The 13,433-nt window shown below is 56.1% G+C and carries 13 protein-coding genes; 4 read left to right on the top strand and 9 right to left on the bottom strand.

The genetic code is table 11. From position 1 onward, the window contains the following. Positions 1 to 28 precede the first annotated feature (28 nt). The 3 genes from BM007_RS03105 to blr form a co-directional block, all read right to left on the bottom strand. Positions 29 to 469 (bottom strand): DUF2569 domain-containing protein, encoded by a 441-nt coding sequence (locus BM007_RS03105; protein ID WP_024909347.1) that lies wholly within the window; start codon positions 467 to 469, stop codon positions 29 to 31. Between the two features lie 86 nt (positions 470 to 555). Beyond that, positions 556 to 771, bottom strand: a complete 216-nt coding sequence (gene ydgT / locus BM007_RS03100) for a transcription modulator YdgT (RefSeq protein WP_013096896.1) — start codon at positions 769 to 771, stop codon at positions 556 to 558. A 231-nt stretch (positions 772 to 1,002) separates the two neighbouring features. After that, positions 1,003 to 1,128 carry a division septum protein Blr gene (gene blr, locus BM007_RS03095; protein ID WP_169814161.1) on the bottom strand — a complete coding sequence of 42 codons (126 nt, stop codon included), beginning with the start codon at positions 1,126 to 1,128 and terminating at the stop codon, positions 1,003 to 1,005. Between the two features lie 243 nt (positions 1,129 to 1,371). On the opposite strand from blr, the gene BM007_RS03090 reads away from it, so the two are divergent. Further along, complete coding sequence (locus tag BM007_RS03090) at positions 1,372 to 2,412, top strand: oxidoreductase (RefSeq protein WP_090417233.1); 1,041 nt, start codon at positions 1,372 to 1,374, stop codon at positions 2,410 to 2,412. 52 nt (positions 2,413 to 2,464) lie between these two features. Here BM007_RS03090 and add read toward each other — a convergent pair whose 3' ends face one another. The 3 genes from add to malX all read right to left on the bottom strand — a co-directional run bounded on the left by add (position 2,465) and on the right by malX (position 6,376). After that, positions 2,465 to 3,466, bottom strand: coding sequence for an adenosine deaminase (add, locus tag BM007_RS03085; RefSeq protein ID WP_061715407.1), 1,002 nt, complete (start codon positions 3,464 to 3,466; stop codon positions 2,465 to 2,467). Between the two features lie 96 nt (positions 3,467 to 3,562). Further along, a complete protein-coding gene (locus BM007_RS03080; RefSeq protein ID WP_090417231.1) occupies positions 3,563 to 4,735 on the bottom strand; it encodes a MalY/PatB family protein in 1,173 nt (390 codons plus the stop codon). Positions 4,736 to 4,783: 48 nt separating this feature from the next. Beyond that, the gene (gene malX, locus BM007_RS03075) at positions 4,784 to 6,376 is read right to left on the bottom strand and encodes a maltose/glucose-specific PTS transporter subunit IIBC (protein ID WP_063621468.1); all 1,593 of its coding nucleotides are present in this window, start codon (positions 6,374 to 6,376) and stop codon (positions 4,784 to 4,786) included. 177 nt (positions 6,377 to 6,553) lie between these two features. Here malX and BM007_RS03070 point away from each other — a divergent pair, with 177 nt between their 5' ends. Next, positions 6,554 to 7,582, top strand: coding sequence for a Mal regulon transcriptional regulator MalI (locus tag BM007_RS03070; RefSeq protein WP_032651046.1), 1,029 nt, complete (start codon positions 6,554 to 6,556; stop codon positions 7,580 to 7,582). 2 nt (positions 7,583 to 7,584) lie between these two features. On the opposite strand, the gene BM007_RS03065 is transcribed toward BM007_RS03070, so the two are convergent. Further along, positions 7,585 to 8,481, bottom strand: coding sequence for a LysR family transcriptional regulator (locus BM007_RS03065; RefSeq protein ID WP_061715404.1), 897 nt, complete (start codon positions 8,479 to 8,481; stop codon positions 7,585 to 7,587). A 107-nt stretch (positions 8,482 to 8,588) separates the two neighbouring features. Between BM007_RS03065 and BM007_RS03060 the strand changes: the two genes are divergently transcribed. Together BM007_RS03060 and BM007_RS03055 are read left to right on the top strand one after the other, a co-directional pair. Continuing rightward, positions 8,589 to 9,569: an MBL fold metallo-hydrolase gene (locus BM007_RS03060; protein WP_090417229.1), complete on the top strand. Its 981-nt coding sequence runs from the start codon at positions 8,589 to 8,591 to the stop codon at positions 9,567 to 9,569. 15 nt (positions 9,570 to 9,584) lie between these two features. Further along, on the top strand, positions 9,585 to 10,439 hold the full coding sequence (locus tag BM007_RS03055) for an alpha/beta fold hydrolase (protein WP_090417227.1): 855 nt from the start codon (positions 9,585 to 9,587) through the stop codon (positions 10,437 to 10,439). A 39-nt stretch (positions 10,440 to 10,478) separates the two neighbouring features. Here BM007_RS03055 and BM007_RS03050 read toward each other — a convergent pair whose 3' ends face one another. Both BM007_RS03050 and manA read right to left on the bottom strand, forming a co-directional pair. Further along, positions 10,479 to 12,011 (bottom strand): YdgA family protein, encoded by a 1,533-nt coding sequence (locus BM007_RS03050; protein ID WP_090417225.1) that lies wholly within the window; start codon positions 12,009 to 12,011, stop codon positions 10,479 to 10,481. A 99-nt stretch (positions 12,012 to 12,110) separates the two neighbouring features. Next, positions 12,111 to 13,286, bottom strand: a complete 1,176-nt coding sequence (gene manA / locus BM007_RS03045; protein WP_090417223.1) for a mannose-6-phosphate isomerase — start codon at positions 13,284 to 13,286, stop codon at positions 12,111 to 12,113. Positions 13,287 to 13,433 lie beyond the last annotated feature (147 nt).

Raw genomic sequence — 13,433 nt, 5'->3', positions numbered from 1 at the left:
AGGCGACAACAGGTTATCTGTAGGGTTATTACGGGTTCACGAAGGTGTTTTTCACCCGCGTCGAACGTTTGAAATAGGGCACCAGCAGCGCCGCAGCCAGCAACGGGAATAGCAGCTGACGAACGGCCAGCGCGTCTGATACGGGCGAAAAGGCAAACGCTTTCACCGCCAGCAGGACCGAAATCAGCAGCCAGATAATGTAGTGCTTAGGCACACTCTTGCGGCGCTTAAAGAAGGCGATGGTCAGCCACAGCGTGTAGTACCACATTCCAATTGCGAAAACGAACGACACAAACCACAAAGCAATATTCAGCACGCTTTGCGACATCAGGGTCTGGATGGCGTGAGGGGTAATCAGTGCGGTGGTATACAGCAGCAGCGCAAGCGATGCGCTTAATAAGGCAACCAGCAGCCATGCCAGTGGGGCGATTAACCAGCCTCCAATGCGTTCTCCAGGCGTTGCGGTCATGAACTCTCCCATAATCTGCGCGAAATGTTGTACAGCCAGTTTGCAGGGCGGAGAGTATATAACATTTCGCGCGGATGGCTACTTTCTTATAAAACGTAACGCCATACAGACTTAGGCACTTCACCGACGTTGAACAAACGACCACCGGAAACCAGCTCCGCGCGGCGATGGTCTGCGGCGCGATACATATTAATGATGTCCTGATTATCCGACAGGGTGTAGTTCAGATGGTCAAACAGTTTTTCCAGGCTCTCAAGCGAATTGATCTTGCGAAATTTTAATAAATAGTCCTGAACTGTCATATTAATAAGTTTCCATATAAAAGTGAGTAATACCAGTTAAGGTAATTCGGTCGAATAATAAACGGATTAATTAAGACGTAAACAGCCCACTCAGGTAACGCGACGAAATTAGGAGTTTTCTTTGCTGAAATTCAGGCATCAGACGATGCCTGGAAGAGAAGGTTAACCGTGTTCACCAGGGCTGGCAATACGAAACTGACATATTATGTCACTCTTTATTGCAGTAACCGGTTACTTAGGTTGGGCGATGGTGACAGGCTCCGGCGGCTGGTAGTTATCGATATGGCTGGCGACGCCCAGCAAAATGACCGAAACTCCAAGGACAATCCATCCCGCTAATTCAATGATTCGATTAATAATTGACGTCATAATGCGTAATTGTACTTTATCCATAAAGACAGGGCGCAAATGTTACAGTGACGTCTCCCTGACGGCAAGCGCTTTGGGAACGGTTTCCTTAAACAAAATCAGTAGGTTAATACTATGTAACAAAAACAACCCCTACAACCTGCTATTTTAAGTCATAGGGCACATTATTAATCTGTGCTCATGCCAGGTTAGCCAGTGTGAAATAAGAACGTCATAAAAGAGGATGGCACTATGAGTGATAATATCCGCGTCGGGCTTATCGGCTACGGGTACGCGAGCAAAACGTTTCATGCGCCTCTGATAGCCGGGACGCCGGGGATGGTGCTGGCGGCGGTATCCAGCAGCGATGCCGCTAAAGTCCATGTCGACTGGCCTTCCGTGCCGGTTGTCTCTGAACCTAAACACCTTTTCAACGATCCGAATATTGATTTAATCGTCATCCCCACGCCGAACGACACCCACTTTCCGCTGGCAAAGGCCGCGCTGGAAGCCGGTAAGCACGTAGTGGTCGATAAGCCCTTCACCGTGACGCTGTCACAGGCACGCGAGCTGGATGCGCTGGCAAGGAGTCTGGGCAGGCTGCTGTCGGTGTTCCATAACCGCCGCTGGGACAGCGACTTTCTGACGGTAAAAAGGCTTCTCAGTGAAGGCACGCTAGGGGAGATCCTCTTTTTTGAATCGCACTTTGACCGCTTTCGTCCGCAGGTGAGAAACCGCTGGCGCGAACAGGCCGGTCCGGGCAGCGGCATCTGGTACGATTTAGCTCCGCATCTGCTGGATCAGGCCGTCAATCTTTTTGGTCTGCCGGTGAGCATGACGGTCGATCTGGCCCAGCTCAGGCCCGGCGCGCAGACAACCGATTACTTCCACGCGGTGCTCAGTTACCCGCAGCGGCGGATTGTGCTGCACGGCACGATGGTCGCGGCCGCAGAATCGGCCCGCTATATCATTCACGGTACGCGCGGGAGCTACGTGAAGTTTGGTCTCGATCCGCAGGAAGACAGGCTTAAAAACGGTGAACGTCTGCCGCAGGAAGACTGGGGCTATGATATGCGCGACGGCGTGGTAACGCGGGGCGAAGGCGAGGAGCTGGTCGAGGAGACCTTGCTGACGATACCGGGTAACTATCCGGCGTATTATGCCGCTATCCGCGATGCGCTGAACGGCACGGGAGAGAATCCGGTTCCTGCCAGCCAGGCGATTCAGATTATGGAGCTGATTGAGTTGGGCATCGAATCTGCCAAACATCGCGCGACGCTCTGCCTGGCATAGTTTTTTAATATTTTGTAGGCCGGGTAAGCGTCAGCGCCACCCGGCAACGGTGTTAACCGCGAGCCACTTTATCTTTCAGCGCCTGTTTCTCAGCAGGCGTCAGGAAGGCAATTTCCAGCCCGTTAATCTGTGCCTGACGGATCTGCTCGCGGCTCAGACCCGCCTGCGGTGCGGCGATGTTGTACTCGTGGATAATATCCACGCCCTGAACCGCCGGGTCATCAGTGTTCAGCGAGGCCAGCACGCCGTGCTCGAGGAACGTTTTTAGCGGATGATGCGCCAGCGTCGCCACGGTGCTGGTCTGAATGTTAGACGTCAGGCACGACTCAATCCCGATACGCTGCTCCGCCAGGAAATCCATCAGGGCGCGATCTTCTACCGCCTTCACGCCGTGACCGATACGCTCGGCGCCCAGCTCGCGGATGGCCTGCCAGATGCTTTCCGGGCCTGCCGCTTCACCCGCATGCACGGTAATGTGCCAACCGGCATCGCGCGCGCGGTTGAAGTGGGAGAGGAACAGGCTGCCCGGGAAGCCCAGCTCGTCGCCGGCGAGGTCGATGGCGGTGATGGCATCGCGATGGGTCAGCAGCGCTTCCAGCTCCTGCAGGCAGGCGGCTTCACCGAACGTACGGCTCATAATGCCGATCAGGCGGGCCTGAACGTCGAATGTTTTACACCCTTCGCGCACACCTTCAATGACGGCTTCCACCACGCCTGCAACGGGCAGGTTGTGGGTCATCGCCATATAGCCCGGCGAGAAGCGTAGTTCGACGTAGTGCAGGCCGTTGCGGGCTGCATCTTCGATGTTCTCAAACGCCACGCGGCGGCAGGCATCCAGCGACGCCAGCATCTTCACGCCCCAGTCGAGTTTGCTCAGGAAGCTGACCAGGTCCGGTTCATTAGAGGTCACCTGTACGTGAGGGATCAAGGACTCAAGGGTCTGAGCAGGAAGCGTTAAATTGAACTGGCGGCCAAGATCGAGGATGGTTTGGGCACGAATGTTACCGTCAAGGTGACGATGAATATCAGTTAAAGGCAGGCGTGTATCAATCATGGTCGCACTCTTTTCTGGTTAAAGTGCGCCATATTATAAAAACAAAACGGGGTAAAAAGCTATTTGCGCAAGGTAATATTCCGTTGCGCAAATTGATTACAGGAGCGTGTTAATCCCGGCTATGAGGCGTTGCACGCCTTGTTCCAGCTTGCTGCGCGGGCAGCCCGCATTCAGGCGAACAAAGCCATTTCCTTCTTTACCGTAGGTATATCCCGGCATGATGGCGACTTTTTGCTGCTCGATCAGTACTTTTTGCAGCGCCCGATCGTCAATGTTCAGCGGGCGCAGATCGAGCCAGGCCAGATAGGTCGCTTCGGGCGGCTGCCAGTTCAGTTTCGGAAAAGCGCGGTTTACTTCCTGCGCGATATACAACAAATTCTCTTCCAGATAACCCCGTAGGGCATCCAGCCACGGCTCCCCCTGCTGATAGGCGGCGATATGCGCCGTCAGCGCCAGCACGGAAGGGGAAGAGAGTCCGTCCCGGCATTTTAGCGCGCTGAGGTAACCGTTACGGCTCTCTTCATCGCCAATCAGACCGTAAGCGCCCGTCAGCGCCGGAATATTAAAGCTTTTCGAGCCGGAGGTGAGAAGCGCCCATTTGCCGCGCGCCACCGCGTTCCACGGCGTGTGACGACGCTCTCCCCACACCATGTCCATATGGATTTCATCGCTGATAACCGCCACGTCATAGCGTGCGCATAGTTCCGCCATCTGCGTCAGCTCATCCCGCGTCCAGACCTTGCCGGTCGGGTTTTGCGGGCTGCACAGCAGCAAAATTTTGTTTTCAGGTTTCGCGAGGGCCGCTTCCAGCGCAGCCATGTTTCCCTGCCAGCCTGTGGCATGCTTTTCCATCTCTACGGGCACCACATGACGCGCATTGCCTTCAATGGCTTTGTAAAACGCATCGTATGCCGGGGTGTGTACCACCACGCCGTCGCCGGGGTTTGACCAGAGGCGTATCAGTTCAGAAACCATGTAGATGACGGAGGGACCATAAACCACGCTTTCAGTATCAATCCGGCTGTTAAAGCGCTGCTGGAACCAGTGCGCGACGGCGGCGAGAAACTCGTCGTTCTTCCAGCGGCTATAGCCAAACACGCCGTGATGAATGCGCTGTTGCAGCGCGTCGGTTATGCAGGGGGCGGTGGCGAAATCCATATCCGAGATGGTGAAGGGCAGCAGGTCGGCCGCGCCAAAGCGGTCGGCGACGTAGTCCCACTGCGTACACCAGGTGCCGTGTCGATCCACGACGGTAGAGAAATCAAACATGACGTTAATCCTTAAAGTAAAACCCCCTCATGAGAGGGGGCTGAGGCATCAGGCTTCTACTGTTCGCATCAGGGTGGCCAGCTCATCCTTCACCGACTGTACCTGCGGGCCGATAACCACCTGCAAATTGTGCTGATTTAACTGTACCACGCCGATAGCCCGGTTGGCTTTCAGGGCGTTGGTATCCACTTTTGACATATCCGCCACAGACAGACGCAGGCGGGTAATGCAGTTATCCAGCGAGGTGATGTTATCCGCACCGCCCAGCGCCGCCAGAATGGCCGGGGTGTTATAGCCGGATTTGCCCACGGTACCGGCAACCGCCTGTTCCACGCTGGTGGCCGTATCGGTATCGCGGCCTGGCGTTTTCAGGTTAAAGCGGGTGATGGCGAAGCGGAAGATCCCGTAGTACACCACGAACCAGATTGCCGCCACGACCGGGACCAGATACCACTTGGTGGAGAGACCGTGCAGGATCCCGAACACCACGAAGTCGATGACGTTGCCGTCGGTGTTGCCGATAGTGACGCCCAGCACCGCCATCACGGTAAAGCCCAGACCGGTCAGCACAGCGTGAATCAGATACAGCACCGGCGCAACGAACAGAAACAGGAACTCGATTGGCTCGGTGGTACCGCCTACGACGCAGGCGATCACGCCGGAAATCAGCAGGCCTTTAATTTTATGACGGTTTTCCGGACGTGCGCAGTGGTACATCGCCAGTGCGGCACCCGGCAGGCCGCCGAGGAAGGCAGGCATTTTACCCTGAGACAGGAAGCGGGTGGCGCTTTCGGAGAAGCCGTGGGTGGTCGGGCAGCTCAGCTGCGCCTGGAAGATGGTCAGCGCACCGCTCACGTCGTGACCGCACACCTCCATCGTCCCGCCCGCTTCGGTGAAGCGAATCAGGGCCACCAGGATGTGCTGCAGGCCAAACGGCAGGAGCAGACGCTCGCCGGTGCCGAAGATCATCGGACCGAAATCTCCCGCGCCGTTGATGATGCGGCCAATGCCGTTGATGCCCATCGCGAAGACCGGCCAGATCAGCGGAATGATCAGACCAAACAGGCCCATCACCACCAGGGTGATAATCGGCACGAAGCGGGTGCCGCCGAAGAAGGCCAGGGCATCCGGCAGGCGGATATTGTGGAAGCGCTCGTGCAGCATCCAGATAATCACCCCGGCGATCACCGCCCCGAGGATCCCGGTATCAATAGACTGGATACCAATCACGCTCTGAATGTTGTTAGCTTTCAGTACGGCAGCGTCGGTGGTCGGCAGAATGCCTTTCGCGGTCAGCCAGAAGTTAACCGCGAGGTTCATCACCGCGTAACCCACAAAACCGGCAAACGCCGCGACGCCTTTATTTTCGCGCGCCAGGCCCAGCGGGATAGCGATACAGAACATGACGGGCAGGAAGCTAAACGCAAAGGAGCCGACTTTACTCATCCAGATAAAGATGGCCTGCAGCACGGGAGTACCGAGGAACGGGATCAGCGTGATGACGTCTTTACTGCTGAGCGAGCTGCCGATCCCGAGCATGATCCCGCAGAACGAGAGGAGTGCCACGGGCAGCATAAAGGTTTTACCCAGTTGCTGGAAAAATTCCCACAGCGATATTTTTTGTGCTGCTTTCGCCGTCATAAAACGACTCCTTTATTGTTAAAATCAGTTTGTCTGCTTCAATGCTGCGAGAAGATAAAACGTTTTATCAAAGTTTAGTGCGCGCTAAATCACATTCTCAGGCTTTGACTGGTAGTATAAAGATAACGTATTGATAAAACGTTTTACCGATCTCATTTCAGGGAGTCACGCCGACACATGGCTGTAGCGAAAAAAATCACCATCAACGATGTCGCGCTTGCGGCGGGTGTTTCCGTCAGCACCGTTTCTCTGGTGCTAAGTGGGAAGGGGCGCATCTCTCCTGCCACCGGTCAGCGGGTGAACGAGGCGGTTGAACAGCTGGGCTTTGTGCGTAACCGCCAGGCGTCGGCGTTGCGCGGCGGGCAAAGCGGGGTGATTGGCCTGATTGTCCGTGACCTGACGTCGCCTTTCTATGCGGAGCTGACGGCTGGATTAACCGAAGCGCTTGAAGCGCAGGGGCGGATGGTCTTTCTGCTTCACGGCGGTCGCGAGGCCGATCAGCTGCTTTCCCGGCTCGATATGCTGCTGAATCAGGGTGTGGACGGGGTGATCGTCGCCGGGGCATCGGGAGTGGGCAGCGAACTGTGCGAGCGCGCCGCCGAAAAAGGCGTGCCGCTGGTGTTTGCATCGCGCGCCAGCTACCTCGACGAAGCCGATACGCTACGCCCGGATAACATGCAGGCCGCGCAAATGCTGACCGAGCATCTTATTCGTCGCGGGCATCAGCGCATTGCCTGGCTGGGCGGTAAAAGCTCGTCCCTGACCCGCGCCGAGCGGGTAGGCGGCTACTGCGCGACGCTGATTAAATACGGCCTACCGTTCCACAGCGAGTGGGTCGTGGAGTGTGAATCCAGCCAGAAGATGGCGGCGGAAGCGATAGGCGCGCTGCTGCGAAGCAGCCCGACCATCAGCGCCGTGATTTGCTACAACGATGTGATCGCCATGGGCGCCTGGTTTGGCCTGATCCGCGCCGGGCGTCAGAGCGGCGAGGGCGGGGTGGAAACCTTCTTCGGGCACCAGGTGGCGCTGGGGGCGTTCGCCGACGTCGGGGAAAACGCCCTCGATGACCTGCCGATCGTCTGGGCAACCACCCCAGCGCGGGAGATGGGTTACACCCTGGCGGACAGGATCATGCAGCGCATCGACAATGCGGATGTGCAGGCCGGGCACCAGATTGTGGCGGCGCGGCTGGTGACGGTGAAGTAATATCAGGTGTACTGCGTAAGCGGGTTGAGCAACAGTTCGGCCTCAAGTGCTTCCACAAATTTTCGTACTTTTGCCGGGATCAGGCGGGAGGTCGGGTAAACTGCCCACACTGCCAGCGATTCCGGCTGGGCATCCTCCAGGACGACCCGCACGAGTTTACCCTCTCTGAACGCCGGTTCTACGTACCAGCGAGATAAATTGGCGATGCCCATCCCTCCCAGGCAGGCTTCGTAAATTGCCTCAATAGAGTTCGCGGAGAATCGGCCAGACACCTTTTGCTTGTAGCGCTGTTCGCCCTGTTCGAATGACCAGTGGACGGTATCTGACGTGGTCAGACAGCTATGTGCCGCCAGATCGTTAAACGATTTTGGATAGCCTTTTGCGGCAAGATACGTCGCGCTGGCGCAAAGATCGCGAGGGTTGTGACACAGGCGATGAGCAACCAGCCTGTTATCGCGCAGAGGCGCAATGCGTAGCGCTACGTCTATGCCTTTTCCGACAATATCAACCTGTTCGTCGGTGGCGAGTAAATCGACCTGCAGGGAAGGATGTTGCTGCATGAACCGGGTCAGCATGGGAGCAACGATCTTTCGTCCAAACCCCGCTGAGGCGGTAATGCGCAGGCGTCCGGTAAGATGCGTCCCCTCGGGAAACAGATCGGCAAGCGCATTGTTTTTATCTTCCAGCAATGCCTGTGCATGCGGCAAAAAAACGTCCCCATCGCTGGTGGGAGAGAGAGAACGCGTGGTGCGGTGTACCAGCCGAACCCCCAGTTCCGCTTCGAGATGAGTTAGCGCGCGCGATGCTGTCATTGCGCTCATTGAGAGCCGACGCGCGGCACCGGCGAGGCTACCCGCTTTGACGGCTTCGACAAACACTTCAATATCTTCGAGTCTCATTATATCGTTTTTCGTTATGCTGCCTTATCAAATTACATATCTACATTATTTGTCGTTACGCTGCCATAGTCTCTTCACATCCTGATAAACATGAATTTGGAGTGAAGATGAAAAAGTTGAAAACGGTTCTTGCGTTCAGCGGCCTGCTCTTTGCTGGCACATCGTGGGCAGATGCTCCCGCGCAGGTGAAACAGCAGGTCCCGGGCTATTATCGTCTGGCGGTAGGGGAATACGAGGTGACGGCGCTTTTCGACGGCTATAACGATCTTTCACCAACGCTATTGCAAGGGCTTTCACCCGACAAGGTTCGCAACCTGTTGGCGCAACACAAAATCGATGCCGAACGCATGCCGACTTCTTTCAACGCGTTTCTGGTTAATACCGGTAAACACCTGGTCATGATTGACAGCGGGGGTGGCCACTGCATGTCAGAAACGGCCGGTCAGCTAATCGTTAATATGAAAGCATCAGGGTATCGCCCCGAACAGGTCGATACGGTTTTCCTGACCCACCTGCATCTTGATCATGTGTGTGGCCTGAGCGATGCAGACGGTAAGGCGCTGTTCCCGAATGCCACCGTCTACGTACCGCAGGGGGAGGCCGACTACTGGCTTGACCCCGCAAAAGAAGCGAGCGCGCCGGCTAATGCGAAGGCGTATTTCGCTATCGCCAGGAATGCGCTGTCCGCGTATAAAGCCACCGGGCACCTAAAAACCTTCGTCCCGCCAACTTCACCCATCCCGGAGGTCCAGACGACATATGCCATTGGCCATACGCCTGGCAGTACCGTTTATCGCTTCGCGTCTCAGGGTACGGCTATTAACTTCATTGGGGATCTTATCCATGCTCCTGCCGTCCAGTTCCCGCACCCTGAAGTGTCTATTCGCTTTGATGTCGATCCGAAAAAAGCCATCTCATCCCGGGCGCAGGAGTTTAACGCGCTGGCGAAAGACGGAGAGTGGATGGCCGCAGCGCATCTGCCTTTCCCTGGTATTGGGCATATCACCTCCTGGCAGCAGGGCTATAGCTGGAATCCTGTAAATTACGGTCCTTATCAACGTGCGGCCAACGTGCCTCTGCTGAAATAAAGTGCGGTTACGAACATGAGAAGTTACACCGTAACGGCGAACGGTATCCGACAGTTCGTCGTAGAAGAGGGTGAAGGCGCACCGGTTATTCTTCTGCATGGTTTTCCAGAAACAAACTATGCCTGGCGCTACCAGATACCCGTTTTGTCCCGACACTATCGTGTGATTGCGCCAGATTTACGCGGGTATGGGGAAACGGATAAACCGGCCTCCGGTTATGATAAACGAAACATGGCGCGGGACGTCCGGGAACTAATGCGAGTGCTGGGTCTGGAGAAAGTGGCGCTGGTGGGGCACGATCGTGGAGCTCGGGTTGCTACCCGCTTTGCTAAAGATTATCCCGAGTTAATCGATCGTCTGGTGGTGATGGATAACGTACCAACCCGTATTGTGGCGCGCGATCTGAATGCGTCGATTGCGCGTGCATACTGGTTCTTCCTGTTCCATCTTGTACCAGACCTGCCGGAAGCCCTGATTGCAGGTCGAGAAAACGTATGGCTGCACCACTTTTTCTCGGACTGGACCTACGATCCGTCTACCATTAGCGGCGAGGCGTTTGACACCTATGTTCGGGCGTATCAGGCGCCGGGTGCCGTGCGCGGCGCGATGGCTGACTATCGCGCCAACGCAGAGGATGTGGCGCAGGATATGGCAGACGCTGAGGTGAAAATCACCTGCCCGGTAATGTCGCTGTGGGGTAATGATTTTCATGCGGTCGGCAAGCTTTTCGATATGAAAAGCGTCTGGGCCGAAATGGCGGAAAACCTGCGGGCGTATGGTATTGATGAGTGCGGCCATCTGCCGCAGGAGGAGCAGCCAGAGAAAGTGAATGCGCTTCTGCTGGATTTCCTGGCTGGATGGAAAAGTTAGGGGGCAATAAAAAACCCCTCATGCGAGGGGTTTTGACGTTTACTGCTGCGGTGCCGCCGGTTCGGCTGGCGCTGCCGGTTCAGCCGGTTCCGGCATCCCCAGAGCAGGCATACCGAACATGCCAACGAAGTCTTCCAGCGGCATTTTGTCGCCGTTGAGCGTGACCTGGCCGTTGGCATACTGCAGACTGGTGGAAATCGTGTTGTTGTCCACCTTCGTGATGCGGAACATCTGGCCCATGGCCGCCAGACCTTTCACCTGCTGGTTCGCCAGCTTGCCGGCATCTTCATCGCCGTAGCCTTCCAGTTTCGCAATCTGGGTCATAAACTCGGTCGCCATATCCATCGGGATGGTCAGCTTGCTGTCGAGCGACTTCACGCTGCGATCCACTTCCTGCGCCAGCGTCTGCGGTTCACCCGTTGCGGTGGCCGGATCTTTCAGGAACAGCGACAGGTTAAAGCTGGTTTCGCCTTTGCTGTTTTTCCAGCTCAGCGGCGCAACGGTTATTACCGGCTCGCCTTTCAGCAGGATTGGCAGGTTGTTGAACAGCACCGCCATCGCCTGCTGCTGGTACACTTCCGGGTTCTGCTGCAGCGCGGTATCGGTCAGCAGCGCCTGGCTCTCTTTACTGTATTTCTGGCTAAACTCGTGCCACGCCTGGCCGTCGATATTGCCGATCTTCAGCGACAGTTTGCCGGTGCCCAGATCCTGATTCTGTACTTTCAGGCTCTTCAGCGTGTAATCCAGCTGGGTATTGATGCTCTTACCGTCTTTGGAAACGTCGGATTTGCCGTTGACGTCCATGCCTTCCAGCACGGCCATCTCTTTCCCTTCAACCGCAATGGCGACTTTATCGAGAGACAGTTTTTGATCGCCGATACGCTCCTGGAAATCGGTCATTCGGCTGTTGCCGTCGGCTTTCAGATTGCTGAAGGTGAGCTGAACTTTTTGGTTATATTCGTTCATGGCATTGACCAGGCCGCTCTCCGCTTCACCCGTCAGGGAGAACACGTTTCCGTCGCGGTCAGCATCGAGTTTGAAGTGGCCGCCGCTGAAGGCGACTTTTTCATTCTCTTTCTCGTAGTTCAGCGCTTTCAGCGCAATATCGGAACTGGTGTCACCGGCATAGCTAATTCGGGTATTAATGTCGAAAGGCGATTCATTCTTCGCCAGGTCAAACAGCGGTTTGGTGACGTCGTTATTCACCAGCACGGTATGAACGGACGCCATCGACGGGATCAGGTTAAAGGACTTCAGCTGCGCCAGCGGGAATGGACCGTGGCTCACCACTTCGTCCAGCACCACGCTCTGGCCCGGTTTCAGCCAGCCGTTTTCAGCACCGGCAACCGGCTTCACCACCAGCTGCATACGGCTGGTAAACACACCGCGGTGATAGTTCTGGTAGCTCAGTTCCAGACCTGCTTCCGGCGCGCTGCGCTTAATCTCTCCGTTAGCCTGCGCCACCATCTCAGCCAGACGGCCTTCCAGCTGTTTCCCGGTAAACCAGGAGGCACCCGTCCAGACCACGCCTAACGCTACAATCACTCCAACCGCTACGACCGATTTTTTCATTGCGACTATCCCTAAAATGAAACCAGGCGGTAAAAACCGCCTGGAGATATTAAGCCTGCAACTAGCTTAGCAAGAGTTGTTAAAAAATTCAGTAAGTGCTTAAAGCTTATTGAAAACGCGCGCCAGGCGACCGGTGCCGCTCACGCTGACCGGGGACTCATTGGCTGCAACGAATGCTGACTCACCGGGCTTAAGCACCAGACGCTGTTCGCCTTTGCGCAGCGTCGCTTCGCCTTCAACGCAGAACAGAATCGCCGCGCTCTCCTGAGCCACCGACGTTTCGGCGCTGCTCAGGTCGTGCAGGGAGAAGGCAAAATCCTCAACCGGGATCGGGAAGTCCAGCTCTGCGCCGTTTTTCACCGGCTGAGTCAGCAGCTCCGCGGCAGGTTTCGCCACGAACTTCACGTTGGCAACCAGCTCAGGAATGTCGATGTATTTCGGCGTCAGGCCCGCGCGCAGCACGTTATCGGAGTTGGCCATCACCTCCAGCGCCACGCCCTGCAGGTAGGCGTGTGGGGTTTCCGCGAACAGGAACATTGCCTCGCCGGGGTTCAGCTTCACCACGTTCAGCAGCAGAGGGGAGAACAGGCCGCTGTCGTCCGGGTAGAATTCGGAAATCAGGCGGATAGTCTCCCACGGTTCACCTTGCTGGCTGTCCAGGGCGGCTTTCAGCACCGCCAGCGCGTGGGATTTCTCTTCACCCTGCATATTCAGCAGGCTGGCAAACAGCTGGCTCAGCGCGTCGGCGCTCGGGTTTTCGAGGAAGTGGGCGATAGCCTTGTTGGCACCCGCGACCGGTTGCAGCAGAGAAATGATCTCCGAAAACTCGCGGAAGGCGTTCATCGCCAGGAACGGCGTCAGCGCGAACACCAGTTCCGGCTTGTGGTTAGGATCTTTGTAGTTACGCTCGGCGGCGTCTAACGGGATACCCGCCGCGTTCTCTTTCGCAAAGCCGATTTCGGAGGCTTTCTTGTTCGGGTGAACCTGAATGGAGAGCGGCTGGTCGGCGCACAGCACCTTAAACAGGAACGGCAGTTCGCCGAAGCGGCGAGCGACCTTGTCACCCAGCAGCGCGGCTTTATCGGCATCAATCACGTCGCGCAGGCTGCGTACCTGGCCGCTGGCGTCTTCAATTTTTGAGCTGCTCTTCGGGTGCGCGCCCATCCACAGTTCTGCCATCGGCAGGTTGTTCGGGTTCGCGATACCGTAGAGATCCGTTAACGCAGTTTTACTTCCCCAGGCGTAGTTTTGCACTGAGTTAATGAGTTTTTGCATTATCAAGCCCTGATTCAATTGTGGAATTAACTCCGGGTATTAAAGCAATAAACCTCATGGAAGTAACCTGTGGATGTAAAAAGTCGTACTAGTCTCAGTTTTTGTTAAAAAATTGTGTAGGATAAGCTGACTCGCTTTTAAGCCGGG

Source organism: Enterobacter sp. NFIX59, from assembly GCF_900113755.1.
In the GTDB taxonomy this organism is placed as follows: Bacteria; Pseudomonadota; Gammaproteobacteria; order Enterobacterales; family Enterobacteriaceae; genus Enterobacter; species Enterobacter pseudoroggenkampii.
The sequence above is the reverse complement of the archived record's forward strand: the minus strand, read 5'-3'. Positions and strand labels throughout refer to the sequence as shown.